This is a genomic window from Paenibacillus polymyxa M1 (assembly GCF_000237325.1).
Taxonomy (GTDB): domain Bacteria; phylum Bacillota; class Bacilli; order Paenibacillales; family Paenibacillaceae; genus Paenibacillus; species Paenibacillus polymyxa_C.
This window is the reverse complement of sequence record NC_017542.1, coordinates 677,466-695,756: the sequence shown is the minus strand read 5'-3', so window position 1 is coordinate 695,756 and position 18,291 is coordinate 677,466. Positions and strand designations below refer to the sequence as shown.

General features: G+C 45.0%; 14 protein-coding genes. 3 read left to right on the top strand and 11 right to left on the bottom strand.

Annotation, left to right across the window (positions count from 1 at the left end):
• Positions 1 to 46: 46 nt before the first annotated feature.
• Positions 47 to 808 carry an SDR family oxidoreductase gene (locus tag PPM_RS03080; protein WP_013369224.1) on the top strand — a complete coding sequence of 254 codons (762 nt, stop codon included), beginning with the start codon at positions 47 to 49 and terminating at the stop codon, positions 806 to 808.
• 112 nt (positions 809 to 920) lie between these two features.
• On the opposite strand, the gene PPM_RS03075 is transcribed toward PPM_RS03080, so the two are convergent.
• The 3 genes from PPM_RS03075 to PPM_RS03065 form a co-directional block, all read right to left on the bottom strand.
• A complete protein-coding gene (locus PPM_RS03075) occupies positions 921 to 2,255 on the bottom strand; it encodes an SMI1/KNR4 family protein (RefSeq protein WP_013369223.1) in 1,335 nt (444 codons plus the stop codon).
• A 130-nt stretch (positions 2,256 to 2,385) separates the two neighbouring features.
• The gene (locus tag PPM_RS03070) at positions 2,386 to 2,652 is read right to left on the bottom strand and encodes a hypothetical protein (protein WP_013369222.1); all 267 of its coding nucleotides are present in this window, start codon (positions 2,650 to 2,652) and stop codon (positions 2,386 to 2,388) included.
• 24 nt (positions 2,653 to 2,676) lie between these two features.
• A complete protein-coding gene (locus tag PPM_RS03065) occupies positions 2,677 to 3,471 on the bottom strand; it encodes a GNAT family N-acetyltransferase (protein WP_013369221.1) in 795 nt (264 codons plus the stop codon).
• Positions 3,472 to 3,910: 439 nt separating this feature from the next.
• Between PPM_RS03065 and PPM_RS03060 the strand changes: the two genes are divergently transcribed.
• Positions 3,911 to 5,881, top strand: coding sequence for a glycosyl hydrolase (locus tag PPM_RS03060; protein WP_013369220.1), 1,971 nt, complete (start codon positions 3,911 to 3,913; stop codon positions 5,879 to 5,881).
• A 222-nt stretch (positions 5,882 to 6,103) separates the two neighbouring features.
• Here PPM_RS03060 and PPM_RS03055 read toward each other — a convergent pair whose 3' ends face one another.
• The 6 genes from PPM_RS03055 to PPM_RS03030 form a co-directional block, all read right to left on the bottom strand.
• Positions 6,104 to 7,783, bottom strand: coding sequence for an ABC transporter substrate-binding protein (locus PPM_RS03055; RefSeq protein ID WP_013369218.1), 1,680 nt, complete (start codon positions 7,781 to 7,783; stop codon positions 6,104 to 6,106).
• A 38-nt stretch (positions 7,784 to 7,821) separates the two neighbouring features.
• The gene (locus tag PPM_RS03050; RefSeq protein ID WP_013369217.1) at positions 7,822 to 8,760 is read right to left on the bottom strand and encodes a carbohydrate ABC transporter permease; all 939 of its coding nucleotides are present in this window, start codon (positions 8,758 to 8,760) and stop codon (positions 7,822 to 7,824) included.
• A gap of 14 nt (positions 8,761 to 8,774) precedes the next feature.
• The gene (locus PPM_RS03045; protein WP_014599436.1) at positions 8,775 to 9,731 is read right to left on the bottom strand and encodes an ABC transporter permease; all 957 of its coding nucleotides are present in this window, start codon (positions 9,729 to 9,731) and stop codon (positions 8,775 to 8,777) included.
• Positions 9,732 to 9,816: 85 nt separating this feature from the next.
• Positions 9,817 to 11,367 (bottom strand): response regulator transcription factor, encoded by a 1,551-nt coding sequence (locus PPM_RS03040; protein WP_013369215.1) that lies wholly within the window; start codon positions 11,365 to 11,367, stop codon positions 9,817 to 9,819.
• Positions 11,364 to 13,145, bottom strand: a complete 1,782-nt coding sequence (locus PPM_RS03035) for a sensor histidine kinase (protein ID WP_013369214.1) — start codon at positions 13,143 to 13,145, stop codon at positions 11,364 to 11,366. The genes PPM_RS03040 and PPM_RS03035 overlap by 4 nt, the downstream gene beginning before the upstream one ends.
• A 130-nt stretch (positions 13,146 to 13,275) precedes the next feature.
• Positions 13,276 to 15,459, bottom strand: a complete 2,184-nt coding sequence (locus PPM_RS03030) for an alpha-galactosidase (RefSeq protein ID WP_013369213.1) — start codon at positions 15,457 to 15,459, stop codon at positions 13,276 to 13,278.
• Between the two features lie 240 nt (positions 15,460 to 15,699).
• Here PPM_RS03030 and PPM_RS03025 point away from each other — a divergent pair, with 240 nt between their 5' ends.
• The gene (locus PPM_RS03025) at positions 15,700 to 16,527 is read left to right on the top strand and encodes an AraC family transcriptional regulator (RefSeq protein ID WP_013369212.1); all 828 of its coding nucleotides are present in this window, start codon (positions 15,700 to 15,702) and stop codon (positions 16,525 to 16,527) included.
• 77 nt (positions 16,528 to 16,604) lie between these two features.
• Here PPM_RS03025 and PPM_RS03020 read toward each other — a convergent pair whose 3' ends face one another.
• Together PPM_RS03020 and PPM_RS03015 are read right to left on the bottom strand one after the other, a co-directional pair.
• On the bottom strand, positions 16,605 to 17,486 hold the full coding sequence (locus PPM_RS03020; RefSeq protein ID WP_013369211.1) for a MetQ/NlpA family ABC transporter substrate-binding protein: 882 nt from the start codon (positions 17,484 to 17,486) through the stop codon (positions 16,605 to 16,607).
• A gap of 29 nt (positions 17,487 to 17,515) precedes the next feature.
• Complete coding sequence (locus PPM_RS03015) at positions 17,516 to 18,286, bottom strand: SDR family NAD(P)-dependent oxidoreductase (protein WP_013369210.1); 771 nt, start codon at positions 18,284 to 18,286, stop codon at positions 17,516 to 17,518.
• Positions 18,287 to 18,291 lie beyond the last annotated feature (5 nt).

The window sequence follows — 18,291 nt, the reverse complement described above, 5'->3', positions numbered from 1 at the left end:
CATTCAGGAAACAAGAACAAAAACTGATTAAAGGAGAGAACATATAATGAAACTTTCAGGAAATACAATACTAATTACCGGTGGAAGTACTGGAATAGGATTAGCTTTTGCAGAACGATTTTTAAAAGCTGGCAATAAAGTCATTGTTACTGGACGACGTGAACATGTACTTCAAAAAGCGAAAGAGAAATTGCCTAGCCTTATTACTCATGTAAGTGATTTGAATATTGAATCCGAGCGTATAGCAGTATCGGATTGGGTAACAACCAACTATCCAGAAGTAAATGTGTTAGTTAACAACGCCGGTATTCAACAACGCTTTAACGTTCTAAAAACGGATGCAAAAAACAATTGGGATTATTTCAGTAAAGAAATCACAACTAACATTGAAGCACCTTTCCATCTATCCATGCTGCTGGCTCCATATTTTGCAACAAAAGAAGAGGCGACTATCATTAATGTCACTTCTGGGTTAGCTTTTACGCCGTTTGTGATTGCTCCGATTTATTCAGCAACGAAAGCGGCACTTCATTCATTTACAATTAGCCTAAGACACCAACTTTCTGATACGTCTGTAGAGGTAATTGAAGTTGTCCCTCCGGCAGTGAATACAGATTTAGGTGGAGCAGGATTGCACACGCAAGGAGAACCATTAGATGACTTCGCAGATGGAATTTTCAAAGGATTAGAAGAAGGTAAAATAGAAATCGGATATGGTACTTCTGTGGCTCGCTTACGCATGTCACGAAATGAAGTCGACGAACACGTAGAGAATATGTATAAGGCAACGAAAAATTCAATAGAATAGCTCGCTTATGGGGCTGTCCTTTTGCGGGATTGCCCTTTCCTTTATTTCGCTTTTTATTGATTTACCTTGTAGAATTTGCTGGCACGTTATCATAATTCCCAAATCTCATTTCTCACGATTCGTCTTTATTGAAATAATCATCTGGCAAATGTAGTTCTCGCAAGCAACCGATAAATTTTTCTTTGAAATTCGGATTTTTTTTATATTCCGGCCATACCGCCTTATAGTAAGGCAGCAACTTCTCATGTGGAATAATGCCCCAGTATAAAATCATGTTTTTTAGAACCTGCGGATCGCTCCCTATCAACATCTGTTCGATGATCTGCCAGCTTCCCTGCTTGTTTTCGCAACTACGCGCGGCATAGATGGCAGTGGTCTGCATTTTCGGGTCGGCGTGACACAGGAAAGGCGCAAAATTTCGGAGCGTAATCTCACCGTAATCCTCTAAAATATATCCTGCATAACGCAACGTTTCCGGGTCATGAATCCTGTCAAGACTTTGCAAAATCACTGGAATAAATTCCGTTAAATTTGCTGTTTTACTGGAAGCGTGCAGAATCGTTAAAGCTTGCAGAAAATCCCTATGTTCATCCGATTGCAACAATTCCAGAAGATATTTTCTACCCGTGTCAAAAGAAGTTTTGCAGATTAGCCAAACAGCTGTGGTCCGATTTTTTGGGCTTTGCTCCGCAATGTTTTTCAAAAAACCAAGGGTTGGCTGGGCAACTTCCTTAAACTTGAACATTCCATCAAGCGCCTTTGCTTGGATTTCTTCGTTTGGAGCGCTCTGATACATCTGGATCAGTGCATTCTCATCACCCGGCATTCGACTGCCAAACCACCCGATATCATAATCCAAAATAATTTCATCCAGCCAGCGCTCGTACCAGTCCAGAAAGCTGTCTTCATAGACAAAGAAAAAGGGATGATCGGGATGAAAATCGGAGGTGTACACAATTCTCCCCCTGTATTTCCCTTCAAGTACGAGATACATGTCGTATTCGCAGCCTTGGGTACCTATGCACAACATGCCGCCCAGCACCTTATTACGGGCGTCATCGTATTCCTCATCAGGGATGTCCTCATCCTTGGTCAAGGGCTCAATCAGATGGTTCCATTCCTCTTTGGCCATCCCGAGATGCAGAACGGATTTTGCAAGGAGTGCCTGGTGCTCGGTATAGGAAGTTGCCTTTTCAATCGGATAAATTCCATAATAGGGTCCGGCGCCTCCGTTGCCGATGTTTGTTAAAAACAGCGCGTAAGGCTCGGGTAGGATGACTTGATTGTGGGCTTGCCAGTCCGCCAGCTCTTTTGCTGTAAGCTTCTCTTTAACCCTGTACTGATGTGAGGATGCTCCAAACACCGAGAAATCCTTGTCTTTGTGCATGGCCTGATTCAGTTTGTCTTTTATTCGATCCAGTTGCGTTTCGTTCTTCCCAAACCACATATCTGCACCCTCCAGTTGACTTAGCCAGTTTCCTTTATTTGCTTATTCAGCAATTTCATTCTTTATGGGTCTTACCTCTTTACATTGATATGTATCTTTAAGTAAGTTTTTATAATACGGTGGATACTGTTTAATTGAAGTATGAAAAGTGATCGCGCATAAAATGAGTTAACGTATCCTCCAAATTGTGATGCTGTTTCATATATTGGAATAAGATGGCCGAAGTGAGCACGATTTTAGAGTTCTCGATACTAATAGTCCATGAAGTTGGCTCCTCAGGATTATAACTAAATTCAGTTACGATGCCGTATGCTATACCTAGTTTATCCATTCTCTTGTGTAAAATTTGATAGATCTCATCAGTCAGTTGATGAATATTAATATCATTCTGTTCCAAAACCTTCTCCCTCCTCCTCTTTCGTCAATCAATAGATAGTTTAAAATCAACAATCGTCTGTTCAGCCGTAACCTCATAGCCTAAACCCTTGTAAAGTTGTACAGCAGCTTGGTTCTCCTCCAGTACTCCCAGATAGACATCTGATGATAGCGTTCTGCCCAGTTTTGTAAGTTGGCTCGTCAAGTGCTTTGCTAGCCCTTTCCCTCTGTGAGCAGGGCTTGTATATATGTTTCCGAGCTCCACGAGCTTAGAATCATAAAAGTGAAAGCCACCTACGGCAATAAAATGACCACATTCCTTGATCCCAAGGAAAGGATATTGTTCGAGTTCGCTCCTCGTAAAAAATTTCATGCCCCCATTTCGTAATAAATCCACTATTTCTGGAACTTCGTTTTCCTTAACTAACTCAGCCAAGTTAGAATCAAGCAGTTTCGATTGATCCATATGTTTCATCGTTAAGAAACGTTGTGGGTTACCCGTTATGAGCCCATGAGACTGAAAAAGTTGTAGGTCACGATCACACAGGATTGTACCACAAACGGTATTTTTCTTAAGTTGAATGAGTTCCTCAGTAAAAGCAATAAGAGCTGAAAAGTTAAGTTTCTCTCGGTTTATGCAGTGGAAAGAAAACGCAGGGAAGGAGAGCCCGCAAAAGTATGCTAAGACCCCTGTCAGCTTGTCATCTACATATTGACCAACAAATTTAGCTTGCTCCTTACGTTGACTTAAATAGCTATAGAATAACAAGTGTTGGTCTCTATGAATCTGGTTCGTTAATTGATAAACAGTTTCGTCGCTAAGCAGTCGATGAGAAATCATGTATTAGTCCCTTTCATTCCCATGTGGGTAATATTCTTATTGGCATGATACCACAAATGGAAACGATCCTTCCCGCTTATCCCATGTAGCCTTAACAATCTTGAGTTATACGTTTCAAAACATATAAAGATTGTTTGCTATCGAAGTATAAAAATCCATAATTTAAGGATGATTTTCTCCGAAATTCATTGTATGGTTCCTGCCTCGCCTCTAATTTATGATGAAATTAAAGAGAGGTGAGGTCCTAAAAAATTAATGACAAATATTGAAAACGCATACAAATGAAGAAAGAATGCTTAAAAATGCAAGCTGGTCTTTCACCTGTCATCGATTACTTCAAAGTGTACTTAATATGCACACACTAATGAAAGCGTTTTCTGTAATATACGTTGCAGGTCAATCGAGGCGGTAACATCTACTAATTCAAGGAGTGAATAATATGCCAGATCCATGGAAAAGAAGGTCTTTCGGTATTCTCAGCTTTGTTCTCTTATCCTTTTTGTTGGTATCTCTCAATTTAATTCCAAGCTTAGCAAAAGCAGAATCAGCTCCCTTGGTCACCGGTGTTGAAGACCGAACGGTGATGAATGCAAGTCAAGATTTATCCACTAACGGCAATTCCTCTCCTATAGTCGTCAGCTCCAAAGATGCAATTCTTCAAGGTTACGGTGTAGAAAAACGGGATACACCCTATACCGGCGATACGCTTTATAAAGGCGATGGCTATGTATCCTTCTTCTATGACTATGACCCTAATTCCGGCAAGTCTGACGGGACGGCTACGTTTAAAGTGAACGTGCCTACAGCAGGTCTTTATAGGCTGAGCCTCGGCTACTACATTCCGGCGGACACTGGCTCCAAGGATACCAGCATCAAGGTCAATGGCACCATGGCTGAAAACATAACGCTGGCTACTCCTCCGAAAGGTGCGGCGGTGAACGAGAAAATGGTAACTAAGATCATGCTGAATGCTGGCACAAACGAGCTGACTTTTTCAAGAGGCTGGGGATATTACGGGATCGAGTATGTGAAGGTTGAATTCGCCAATCTGCCAGCTGCAATAAGCAAAATGGAAGCCGAAGACGGAGCCATTACTGGTAAGGTCAGCATCGAAGCTGCTGATACGGGTTATTCCGGTACCGGTTACGCAACCTTTAAAGGCACAGGGTCGTTAACCTTTGCCTATAACGCAGCCTCAAGCGGGCTTTACAATCTTGCAATCGGTTACAGTAACCCCAATGGAGACAAAAAGACCCAATTGGTGGTCAATGGCCAGACCAGCGAAACATCACTCCCGACAACAGCAAGCTACACAGAGGTATCTGGCGGTAAACTGATGCTGAGTGCGGGAAACAATACCATACAGTTCAATGTCGATTCGGACCAATATCATATCGACTACGTCAAGCTGTCAGCAGTGTCCCCCCCGAAACTGTATCAGATTGAGAAAAAGCCAGTAAACCCGAATGCGACTGCGGAAACCAAGGCACTTATGGGTTATCTCGTCGATAGTTACGGCAGCAACATTCTTTCCGGTCAGCACACTCTTGAGGATGCCCAGTGGATTAAAGACCAAACTGGAAAGTATCCTGCCATATTATCAACGGACATGATGGATTATTCCCCCTCTCGCATCGAACATGGCGCCACCTCAACTGAAGTGGAAAAGGCGATTCAATGGGCCAAAGAAGGTGGAATTGTCACATTCGCATGGCACTGGAATGCTCCTAAGGGACTGCATGATATTCCCGGCAAAGAATGGTGGCGCGGGTTTTACACGGACGCTACTACATTCGACGTTCAATATGCGCTTACTCATCCCGAGTCGGAAGAGTATCAGCTTATCCTACGGGATATCGATGCTATTGCTGCTCAGTTGAAACGCCTCCAAGACGCTCACGTTCCGGTGCTGTGGAGACCGCTGCACGAGGCGGAAGGCAAATGGTTCTGGTGGGGCGCCCAAGGGCCAGACTCCGCCAAGCAACTGTACCATATCATGTACGACCGCCTAACAAACTACCATCACCTGAACAACCTGATCTGGGTATGGAACTCCGAGAGCCCCGAGTGGTATCCGGGAGACGATGTCGTCGATATTGTAAGTGTGGATATCTACAACCAGGCGGCTAATTATAGCCCAAGTATCGGCAAGTATGACAGCTTGGTGAATCTCGTGCAAGGCAAGAAGCTGGTTGGTCTGTCCGAAAACGGCCCGATTGGCGATCCTGAATTACTTCAAACATATTCAGCACATTGGCTCTTTTTCACCACATGGACAGGCGACTTCATCCGCAACGGACAATATAACTCCCTGGATCATCTCATAAAAGTGTTCAACAGCGATTACGTGATTACGAGGGATGAGCTTCCCCAAGACCTATTTACTTCGTCCAAGAATGAAGCGGAGTAAGGCACTCTTAACGTATCCGTAACTGTACCGGCCCATCCAGCACCATGAAGCAGCGTAGAAGCCTGTCTCTAAAGAACAGCGGCCACCTCAGAAAGTAACCGGGGTGGCCGCTTTTGATTTATAACCTGAACGAATGCAGTCTATCGCAAACCTTAATGAAAAAGGACCGTCTCCTCTCCAATTGGAAAGTGGAAACGGCCCCGTTCTTTTATGCGAAACGAGTTAGTTAGTGGACCACAGCTTAATTCGGTCTTGGATATGCTTGGTAAAGGATTGTTCCATTTCTTGTACTCCGGCTTTCTCCAGTTCTGCCATATAGGCATCCCAAACCTTGTCGAAGTTTTCCGGCTTGGTCATGACAGCTTCCGGAATCCGTTTCCATGTAATATCCTTCATCTTGGCTCCGAGAATAACAGCCGGATCGTCATTGGGAAGAGGCATCGTATACGCTGCTCCATATGCTCTCGGTTGGAATTCATCTTCCTTCGGGAATAGATCCTTCCAGTGCTCAATCTTATAGGCCTTTAGCACTTCCTTCTCCGACTTGTTATAAGTCGCTGTCAGCAGTTCCGGATAACTACGAGTAAAATAGTTGCCAGTCGAGTCCTTAATGCCATCACCATAATGGACCATCAAGTTCCAATATAGACCGATTCCAGACTCTTTTTGGAAAGCCGCATTGTCATTGTTCATCCGTTCAAGTACGGCCGGAATAATCGTCCGTTTGCCGTCTTTAACTGTGTAATGCTTGCCTTCAATCCCCCAATTATTCAGGACTTGACCCTCTTCCGATGCCAGAAAGTCGAGGAACTGGATAGCACGTACCGGGTCCTTACACTTGCTAGAGATCGAGATTCCGTATCCCCCATCAAAACCAGGCAGCCAGAAGTTGGTGTCTTTATATTCCTTGCTCATGGTGACTGGATAATGACCGTAAGTCTGATCGAATTTGCCCTCCGCCTTCAGCGCATTTTGTCCGTCGCCATAGTCCCATTCCGGATCGGCCAGACCCAGTACGCGGCCTGAAGCTACCTTCGCCTTAAACTGGTCTGTCTTCTGTACGAAGCTTTCTGGGTCCAGCAATCCAATGGCATTCATGTGATTCAACCAGCGGAAATATTCTTTTTCTTCCGGCCGGCGGAAATGATAAGTCGCTTGGTGTGTTTTTTGATCGATGAAGTATTCGCCGTCGTCTGGTCCCCCGGTCGTTTGGAAGCCTGAATTCGTTACCTGGTACATATGCCAATCGTCGGCATTTAGGGACAGTCCGATATTTTTGTTGCCATTTTCGTCCGTCGGATGCTTGGTGATATAGTCCTTAATGACTTTTTCAAAATCCTGTACCGTACGAATGTCCGGGTATCCCGCTTCCTTGACGACACGGTGTTGGAGTTTAAATCCTACGTCGGGTTTGATTTTTTCCTCTTCGACAGCAGACCAGGTCGGAATAACATAGATGGATTGATCATCCAAACTGTACTTCGTCCGAACAAGCTTGTCTCCCAGCATTTTTTTGATATTCGGTGCATGCTTGTCGATCAAATCCGTCAGATCAATAATTGCACCAGCATCGACAAGTTTGCCGACATCCGCCTTAGCAGCGATTAAATCAGGATAGTTTCCTGTGGCTGCAATCAATGAAATCTTTTGGACCGGGTCTCCGACAGCGAATTCAGCATCTAGGGTTACTCCGGTTTTTTCAGCGATGACCTTACCGACTTCATCCTTCATGTTATTCCAATTTGTACTGGAGTCTTCCGAAAAATAAGTAAGCGTGATGTCGCCTGTTGTTACGGCCTTGGTAGCCTCAGACGGATTATTACCACTACACCCTGCAAGGGTCGCCACTAAAGTTAGTGACATTACAAAAGATACGATCATTCTATTTTTTCTTGACTTCATGGAGCTAAACCTCCCCTTATAATGAATGTTGCCTCGTTTTAGCTTTTTACCGCTCCAAGCGTCATACCTTTAACAAAATATTTTTGCAGAAAAGGATAGACGATTAGAATCGGTACGGTAACAATGATGGTGATTGCCATTTTGACGGATTCCGGCGAGACCTGTGCCATACGCTCCGCCATATTGGCAGCGTCCTGGGAATTGGTTGCGCTTGTTGTCGTACTTTGCAAAATTTTCATCAATTCATATTGCAGGGTCGTCAACGATTCGTTGGACCCATTAAACAGATAAGTATCGAACCAAGAGTTCCATTGTCCAACCGCCAAGAAGAGCGCTACGGTCGCTAATGCTGGTTTGCAAAGAGGAAGAATAACGCGCCAGTAGATCGTGAAATCGTTGGCACCATCCAGCTTAGCTGATTCCTGTAACGCATAAGGCAGACCATCAATGAAGGAACGAATAATGAAGACGTTAAACGCACTTACAAGGCCCGGTAAAATATAGACGGCAAATGTATCAATTAAATGCAATTCCTTCATCAGGATAAAACCTGGAATTAACCCTCCGGAAACATACATGGTAACAGCAAGAAAAATTGAGATGAACCTTCTGGCTTGAAAATCACTTCGTGCAAGCGTATAGGCAAGCATCGAGCCGCTGACCAAGCCCGCTACGGTGCCAATGACGGTCCGCAGAAAGGAGATTTTGAATCCAGTGATTAACCCCTCATAGGTGAAAATCAAATCGTAATTTTTCAAAGTAAATTGCCTTGGCCAGATGGTGATTCCACCTCTAATGGTGTCCACCGAATCGTTAAAAGAGATAGCCAGCACATTTAAGAACGGGTAGATCGTCAGAACGGTTACCACAATCATGAAAACATAAACAACTACCTCTAGGATTCGGTCTTGTGGTGATTTAGACTTAAGCTTGTTATTTAATCCGCTGACCGGCGTAGTGCTTTTGACAGCCTCCATGTCTATTCTCCTCCTTACATAATGCTCTCGTTGGTATAGCGCTTAAAGATTCCGTTAGCCGCAAACAATAGGACCAGGCTTATCACCGAATTGAAGATATTAATGGCCGTCCCGAAAGAGTAGCGTCCCATCGCCAGACCATAATTAAGCGCATACAAATCAAGTACTTCAGAGTAATCGATGACCAGGTGATTGCCGAGCAGAAATTGCTTCTCGAATCCCGTACCGAGCAGATGGCCAATAGACATAATCAGGAGAATGATAATGGTCGGCCGGATCCCCGGCAGCGTAATGTGCCACATTTGCTGGAATCGGCTAGCGCCGTCCACCCGTGCAGCCTCGTATAATTCAGGACCAATACCGGCGATGGCAGCCAGATAAATAATAGCGTTCCAACCGGTTTCCTTCCAGATGTCTCCGAAAGTTACAACCCACCAAAATAATTTACCTTGGGCCATAAACTGGACTGGCTGATCGATGATGCCTAGACCCATGAGCATATCGTTTACGACACCACCATCCGCTGAAAGCATTTTGGTGACAATGCCTGCAGCAACCACCCATGAAACAAAGTGCGGCAGATAAGATACAGTCTGAACAAATCGTTTTACAACCTGAATACGGACCTCGTTGAGCAATAGAGCAAAGACAACCGGTACAATAAAACCAGCGACCAGTCCCATAAGACTCATAGCCAACGTGTTCCGCAGTACTTGGTAAAAATGATCATCTTGGAACAAAGTACGAAAATGCTCCAAGCCCACCCACTTCTGTTCAAAAAAACTCAAACCGGGTCTGTATTTCTGAAATGCCATTGTCCAGCCCCATAGCGGCAAATACTGAAAGATGAAGACCCAGATCACAAACGGAATGGACATATAATAAAGATACCTTTGGCTTTTAAATACCTTCCAAGCATTCCGCTTTGGTTTGTTGTATACGTTTTCCGAATTCGCTGTTACCGCTTTCATTTTTTCATCCCCTCTCTTAAATCCATCATAAAACAGAGGAGAGTCAGAGCCCATACAACGGATTTCGGGAAAAATCATCCACAAATTATGGATTTCTATATTCCGACGGTGAACAGCCTTCGTACCTTTTGAACTTGCTGTAAAAGTAGTTAACACTTGTATAGCCGACGCTTTCAGCGACTTCGTAAACTTTCATTCCCTGGTCCAGCAACTCCTTTGCCTTGTGGATACGGACTCTGTCCAGATAGGTGTTAAAGTACTCCCCAGTCTTGTTCTTGAATAGCTGACCCAAATAGGCAGTACTATAGTTTAGTAGTCCAGCCAGCGTTTCCAGCTTCAGGTTGTCTGTATAATGACTGTGAATGAAGTCGATCATTTTTTTGAATTCCTGCTCCTTTCCACGAGGTTCGGAGTCTTTCGCCAAAGCTAGCAGGAAACGGTAGGTCTCTTCCAAAAGATCATGTAAATGATCATGCTGGTATATCCCATTCAAAAAACGGGAAACTTCCTCCGTCTCTTTCAACTCGATACAGAAACCCGCGGTCAGCTTGTGAATGACCGCATTGGACAGAAAGAAGAACGACTCTTTGATCGACTTCTCATCTTGCCCCTGTTGGAGAAAAAATGCTGCCGCCTCGTTCAACAATGGAAGTATTACAGTCTGGTTCCCTACTTCCAGACTGTAATACAGGCGGAAGATGAATTCCTCCATCGTTTCTTCAGCTTTATCAGCAGATAATCGGGGGGAATCCAGCGCAGGAGAAAAGAAAGGATGCGGACCTAGCAGTCGGTTCTTCTCACTGAAAAAGGATTGTTTTACCGCTTCCTGGGCCTTTAAAAAAGATTTACAAATATCTTCAGGAGCAGATACTGCCCCTCCGGTTGCAGCGACGAACCTAACATTACCCGCAGCATTACGAATCTCATTGTGCAGAATTTCACGCCGTTCTCTTCCGCGCAGCGGCGCGTTGAGCAACAGGACTGTATACGGTGGGATTACTGTGACAAGCCCCATCATCTGCCCCTCGATCTTTGCCTTTAATCCATTCGAAAGCTGGTATGCGACATCGGAACGGTCTACTTCGGAAACACGCGGGTAGACGACCACGACTTCGTAGCTGGTCCACAACAAATCCGCTTCTATTGCTTTACTTCTCAACTTGGCGGGATCTTCAGTTTTCTCTTGAGGGACGAGCAGACTGTGCAGGTATAAATCGCGATTAATAACCTCTCTCTTACGCCACTCCTCTTGAAGGCGCTCCTCTTCGATTCGCTCGCGTATCCGTTTTATACTGGACGTCATTTCATCAATGTCGACCGGTTTAAGGAGATAGCCGAACACCCCGTATTTAATCGCTTGTTTGGCATACTCGAAGTCGGCATATCCACTGAGGATTATAAAATGCAAATGATGACCACCGGATCTCAAGTGCTCAATCAACTGTAAGCCATCCATAACCGGCATGCGGATATCGACAATTACGACATCAGGAGCTTTTTCCTCGATGACTTCCAATGCTTCTTTTCCATTGGCTGCCGTAGCTGTAACGATACATCCGAGGCTTTCCCATGGAATCAGTGTTTGAAGCCCTTGACGAAGCTTCGGTTCATCGTCAACGATGACTACCTTAATCATTTGGTTTCACCTCCAGGTATGAAAAACTGAATACAAGTGCCTTTTCCAGGCTCGCTCTCAATATGTAAGGCACTAGAGGTCCCATATAGTAAGACGAGACGATCATTTACGTTTCGTAGTCCAATTCGCTGGACCTCCTGTTCATGTACAGATGCAGCAAGCTCTGCTTGTACAAGGACGAGACGATCGTCCGTGAAACCGGCGCCGTTGTCACATACCATAACTCGAACCCCCTCCGGGATTTTCTTAACTTTCACTTCAATGACAGCTCCTTCTGCTTGATTATCCAGACCGTGTACAATAGAATTCTCCACCAATGGTTGAATAATCAGAGGTGGAACCAGTGTTTCCTCCAAATCCGGATCAACCATTAAGCGATACTCCAAACGGTCTTCATACCGGAATTTTTGAAGATCAAGATAACAGCACACTTGCTCAAGCTCTTTACGCAGTGGAATCTTGTCGTTACCGGCCTCCAGACTGCTGCGCAACAACGCGCTCAACTGCCAGACTGCTTTAGCGATATCGTCCTGTTGGCGAATGTGGGCCTCCATTCTAATGGACTCTAGAGAATTGAAGAGAAAATGCGGGTTGATCTGGCTTGCCAGCATTTTGAACTTGATCTCGTTCTGTCTCTGCTCCACCAGGTTTTTCTGACGATTCGTTTCTTGAACCTCCTGGACCAAATGGTTTACGTTACTGACGAGCGCGTTAAATTCCCTCGATAGTAGACCAACTTCATCTTTTCCGTCGATATGGAGATAGGTTTCCCATGAACCCGCCCCTACTTGGGTCATATGCTTGCTCAAGCGGAGAAGCCTTCTGGATAATAGCGAAGCAGAAGCATAGATAAGTAAGGCTGCAAATATTAGACTAGCTGTGATCACGACTCCGCCGAGCCATATCACTTGATTAGCATCTCGGGTAATTTCAGAAACGGAAAAAACGGAAATAATGCGAAGTCCATTCCAGCTGTTCTGTGGAGTTAGATTTGCGATCACCACTTTCGATGCTTTTCCGTTAATGAGTGTGTTGTAACTTCCTTCCTGTTGGAAAAGTATATTTTCGTCGGCATGAATTTCAGATAGATTCTTCCCAAACAACTCTGCTTCATTGGACGCGACAATCTGATTCCGGCTATCCACGATCAAGGTAGGGAACGATTCCTGATTCAGGATTGAATTTAATTGGCGCTGGTTCACATTTATGACCAGAACCCCTTTTCGCCCTGGTGAATTTACTGAGAATGATCGAATCAGGCTGAGATAATCGGCATTGTACCTCTCATCCTTGATTAAATTCCAGCCGGCCAATCCCTTCTGCGCGATGGCCTCCTTGTACCAATCTGCGGTTATGATCCTATCATCCGGCTGGATAAATTCCCAATTGTTAAGTGCTCCAGGATTAGGGACATAGACACGGATGCCGGATATCTCTTTGTACAACTGGAGGTAGTCACGAATACCTGTATACTCCCGGTAGGCCTGAATGACTTCGATGTAGCTGTCATACTTTTGGCTGGCCACCATTTTCATCCGATTGTCATTGGTTAGCCGATACGAGATGTCCAGCGGCACTTTAATCAGTTCTTCTGTACGATTTTGGACCCGCTCAACGTTGTTGGATGCTTGCATAAAGGCGTCCTTAATGACGGCCTCTCGAAGCTTCCCAGTCAGAAACAGGCCGCATAACAGCAATGGAAGAACAGCTACCGAAATGAATGTAAGCGTCATCTTCTTTCTCAGTTTCATGTCATTCATCATTCGTATAAAAAACATGGCTTGTCCTCCCCAATCAGTACGGCTGCTGCGCGCAAAATGCCCCTTTTATACAAAAAGGGGCATGCATAACTCAATCGATTGTTTTCTATCTTTCGCCAATTGTACTGTTGTACTGATCCTTTAAGCCTTAAGCCTTGTTGGACCTTAATGCCCGAAGCCTGAACCATCCACTTTCATAGTCTTTTTGTCTGTAGACAAGAGGGAGGCCCAACTTCATAAGCCGATCCCCCCCATGGATAGACTTTTGCCCGCTATTTCCTGACTGAACTTCATATTCAAGCTCTGGATTTAGTCCATCAAGGCGCAGGGCTCGCCAAGGCGCGTTCGGAACAGCCATCACTTGGAAATAGTAGACGATGGCATCCTCTTGGTCTTCAGAAACAAACATCCAAGCCGATTCGTTATCTTCAAACGGGCTCTTTAGGCGATACAAGTCACCCTTCTGTACTAAGCCACGTATCTGCTTATATACTGCGATTTGGCGTTTGACCGTCTCTTTTTCCTCATCGGTGAATTTCGTGAGATCAAGCTCATATCCAAAATTTCCGGACATGGCCACATCACCTCGAAAATCAAGGGGGGTTATGCGTCCAACTTGATGGTTCGGAACTGCTGACACATGCGCTCCGGTGGCGCTTACAGGATAGACAAGGCTAGTTCCATATTGAATCTTCAGGCGTTCCACCGCATCGGTATTATCACTAGTCCAGACTTGAGGCATGTAGTAAAGCATGCCTGGGTCAAAGCGTCCTCCGCCACTTGAACAGCTCTCAAAAAGAATATGCGGGAAATCGGTAGTGACGCGCTCCAGCAGCTCATACAATCCAAGAACATAGCGATGGGCAGTCTCAGATTGGCGCTCCGGTGGCAGTTCGGCGGAACCAATTTCCGTCAGACAGCGATTCATATCCCATTTCACGTACGAGACTGGGGCGCTGGAGAAAATGGCAGCTAGCGAATCGTAGATGTAATCGCGTACTTCCTTGCGAGTATAGTCCAGCACCAGCTGCCATCTGGCTTCGCTGCGCCGCCGTCCTGGAACGTGTAGGCACCAATCTGGATGCTTCCGGTACAGCTCACTGTCTGGGGAGATCATCTCCGGCTCGAACCAGAGCCCGAATTTAAGCCCCAATTGATTGATACGTTTCGCGACATCAGCCAGTCCGTCTGGCAGCTTCCGACGATCCTCGTACCAATCACCGAGAGACGAATTGTCAGAATCCCGTTTTCCGAACCAACCGTCATCCAAGACAAAAAGTTCGATGCCTAGCTCTGCCCCCTCTTTCGCTATCGATACCAGCTTATCTGCATTGAAGTCAAAATAGGTAGCTTCCCAGTTATTGACTAGAATAGGGCGTTCTTCATCCCGATATGTCCCTCGGCAAAGCCGAGTTCGATACAAGCGATGATATGTACGCGACATTTCTCCCAGTCCTTGACCAGAGTATACCATAACGGCTTCTGGCGTTTGGAAGCTCTCCCCTGGGCTCAGTAACCATGAAAAGTCAAAGGAGTTTACACCAATGCTAAACCGGGTAGAGCCAAATGAATCTAATTCCGCGCCAGCCTCAAAGCCCCCGCTGTACACAAGGCTAAAGCCGAATGCCTCACCATGGCGTTCTGTTGTCTCCTGCGTGACCAATGCAGTAAAAGGATTAAGTTGGTGACTGCTCATGCCCCTTTTACTATCAATTCGGGTTTCACCTTGAAGGATCGGTTTGCGGGTAATATTCCCTTCCCGTGCCCATGCTCCCGAAAGATACATGAACTCTAAATCGCTTTTCCCCGAGAAATCGACACTGGCACTTAGCGCACGGAGGAGTCGAAGACTTTGTTCCCCCTCATTACTTAGACGAGCCGAACGAGCGATTACGTTTCGATCCGCAAAAACAGTATAAAGAAGAACCACTTTAAGACCTGAAAAGGCATCTTTTAATTCCAGTTCCAACGTATCCGCTTCAGCTTCATTCTCGGTATATACGGCCGGAAGGCCAGGTAGAGATGGCTTTCCCTTAATAATCCGGTAACCATCGTACTTTAATTCCGTGATGCGAGTTCCATCCTCCAGCTCTACTTGATACGCCGGGGTACGGAAGTCTCCACTTCCATACTGTGGGTATTCTTGCGGCAGCCGATCCAATCCAGCCGTCGTAGGAGTGTGAAGCAAAAGATCAGCCATGGGCTCACGGTGCTTCAACCTGTCTCCCCAGTATACATGCACAGGAAATCCATCGACAATCTGAATAATATAACTCATGCCCGACGACTGCAAATGAAACAGCCCCGGTTGCTCTTGAACAATGATAGCCATTGGGAAAAATAACCCCTCTCTTAGATAATAATCATCAGAGATCCACACCAAAAAGGCACTTAGAAGAATCTTTATGTAGCAGGCGTCAACTAAGTTCATATGGTGTAAAGCTTGATAAGATCCAACAATATAGCAGTAGGTTCTACAGAAATCATATATTAATTTTAGATATGAAGTACATGGCATGGTGCTCACTATTTATGTTATAATGCTTGATAATTTACATAAGGAGATTTTACCGTGATCGAGTATTTGCCACGTAGTAAACAGCACTCTGAATTGTATCTAACTCAGTTTGGTATAGAGAAATGCATACCCAGTCACTTTTTTGGACCTGCTATAAGAGATCACTATTTGCTCCATTATGTTTTGGACGGAGAGGGTACCTTCGAGGTTGGCGGGTTCAGTTATCGCTTGCGGAAAGGACAGTGGTTTCTAATCTGCCCGCAAGTCATCACTTATTATCAAGCCGATGCCGTAAATCCTTGGTCTTATTGCTGGTTTGGCTTTAATGGGACACTGGCAGAAACACTCCTCAAGCAGGCAGCCCTGACGATGACGTCCCCAATCCTCTACTTTGAAGGAGACCATTTGATTTATCAGTATTTGCAGCAAATGAACGAATCAAGTGGATGCCTTAAAGCTCGGGAAACTAGATTGACCGGGCTGCTTTACTTAATGTTATCGGAGCTTATAGAGTTCAGTCCGGCAGCGTCCTCCGACCAAAAGGAAGGTCGGGCAGAAATTTACGTTGAAAAAGTGAAAGACTTTATCGAAATGAATTATGCTCAGAAAATTACCATTGAGCATATTGCACATTTTATCGGTCTCAATCGAAGCTATTTATGTTCATTATTTAAACAACGAGTAAACACAAGCATTCAGGATTATTTGATTCGCTATAGAATCAACAAAGCTTGTGAAATGATGGGTAACGCTGAACTTTCAATAGGCGATATTTCCCGTTCAGTCGGCTATAATGATCCTTTGCTCTTCTCCAAAATTTTTAAAAAGGTAAAGGGATTCTCTCCCAAGCATTACCGAGCCGAAACCCATGCTCAAATCTAAAACGACTATTGAAATTACAAGTAGAAGCCTCAAACGAACAAAAGAGGTCAACCAGAAAACTGGCTGACCTCTTTTATTTATTTTGCGGTTTGCCCTTCCAAATAAGAAACAGGTTCTTTAACCTCTACTTTGGTGCCCCCAAATTCATCCTTAATGTATTTTTGGGTATCCTCGTTATGATAGAGATCTGCTAATTTTTGTAGTCCCTTATCGTTTGCCTTATCCGATGAAGTAACCAGGACGTTAATATTGTTCTTTGTTGCCTGACTGATCTCTTCGTGGAACAAGGAATCCTTCAGTACGTTCAGACCGCCTTCTAAAGCAATCGTGTTCCCGATCAACACCAAGCCTACATCCTGAATCACGCGCGGACCTGTTTTGTCGTCGATTAGTTCAAATTTCAGGTTTTTAGGATTACTAGTAATATCATTGACTGTACCTAAAGCATCATTAAAGTCAGCTTTAAGCTTAATTAAACCGGATGCTTCCAACAGCTTCAAACCTCTTGCTGTATTCGCCGGGTTGTCCGCCAAAGCCACCAACGCTCCGTCAGTCACTTCATCGATGCTTTTGAACTTTTGCGAATAAATCCCCATCGGCTCCAGGTAGGTAGTGGCTATCGCCTTCAAATCGGCTTTGCTCTCTTTGTTATAGCTCACCAGATACGCCCATGATTGGAATGCATTCACGTCCACATCGCCTTGTCTAGTCGCATTGTTCGTTTCGATCCCACCGTTAATTTCCTTTACTTCAATATCCAGCTTGGCATCCTTGGCGGCCTGGGATTGGGCAATATGCTTCCAAATCTGCGCGTCAGATCCCATGGAACCAATGACTACTTTTTGCGTTTCCGCACCGGAAGCGGAGCTGGAGCCATTACTGTCTGTGCTTTTATTACCGCATCCTGCGGCTACGAGTAATAAACTAATCCCTAATAGTAAAACGAACGATTTCTTCATGTTGTTTTCCCCCAGATCATGCTAGTATGCTAGTGCATCGTCATTCCACCTGTAACATTAATCGCTTGTCCTGTCATATATGCGGAGAGCGGACTTGCCAGAAACAACACCACATTGGCGACATCCTCTACCTCAGCCGTTCTCCCCAAAGGTACCTGCGAACAATCTTCTTCATATATATCCTGGGCGGTCATTCCGCGAATAACGCCCCCTTCAATCCGCTCGCGATGCTTCATCGGCGTTTCTACGATACCTGGACAAACCGCATTCACCAAAATTTGATGCGGAGCAAGCTCAATGGCCATCACCTTGGTCAAGCCGAGAACCGCATGTTTGGATGCACAATATCCGCCCATGGCCCGATATCCATTTTTACCAGCCTGCGAAGCAATTTGGATAATTCGCCCCGGTTTACGCGCATCCACCATTTCCTTGGCAAACCGTTTGGACGCTACATACAGCCCCGTTGAATTGATCGAAAATACTTTTTCCCAATCAGCCAACTCACTATCAATGACATAATCCATCGTAGAAGTACCTGCGCAGTTCACCAAGATGTCAGGAACTCCCGTTTCGCTGATTAGCAGATTGCACCATCTTTCGATATCATCCGGTTTGGATATGTCCAATTGAGTTTCAACCAACTGTGAATTGACCACTCTATACGGCTCTTCATAAGAAATATCAGCAGAAATGACTTTAGCTCCACTCTGAATGAACAGCTCTACAATCCCCTTGCCTATACCTGACTTGCCGCCTGTCACTACTGCTGTCTGATGAGATAGGTCTATTGAAATCATAGATT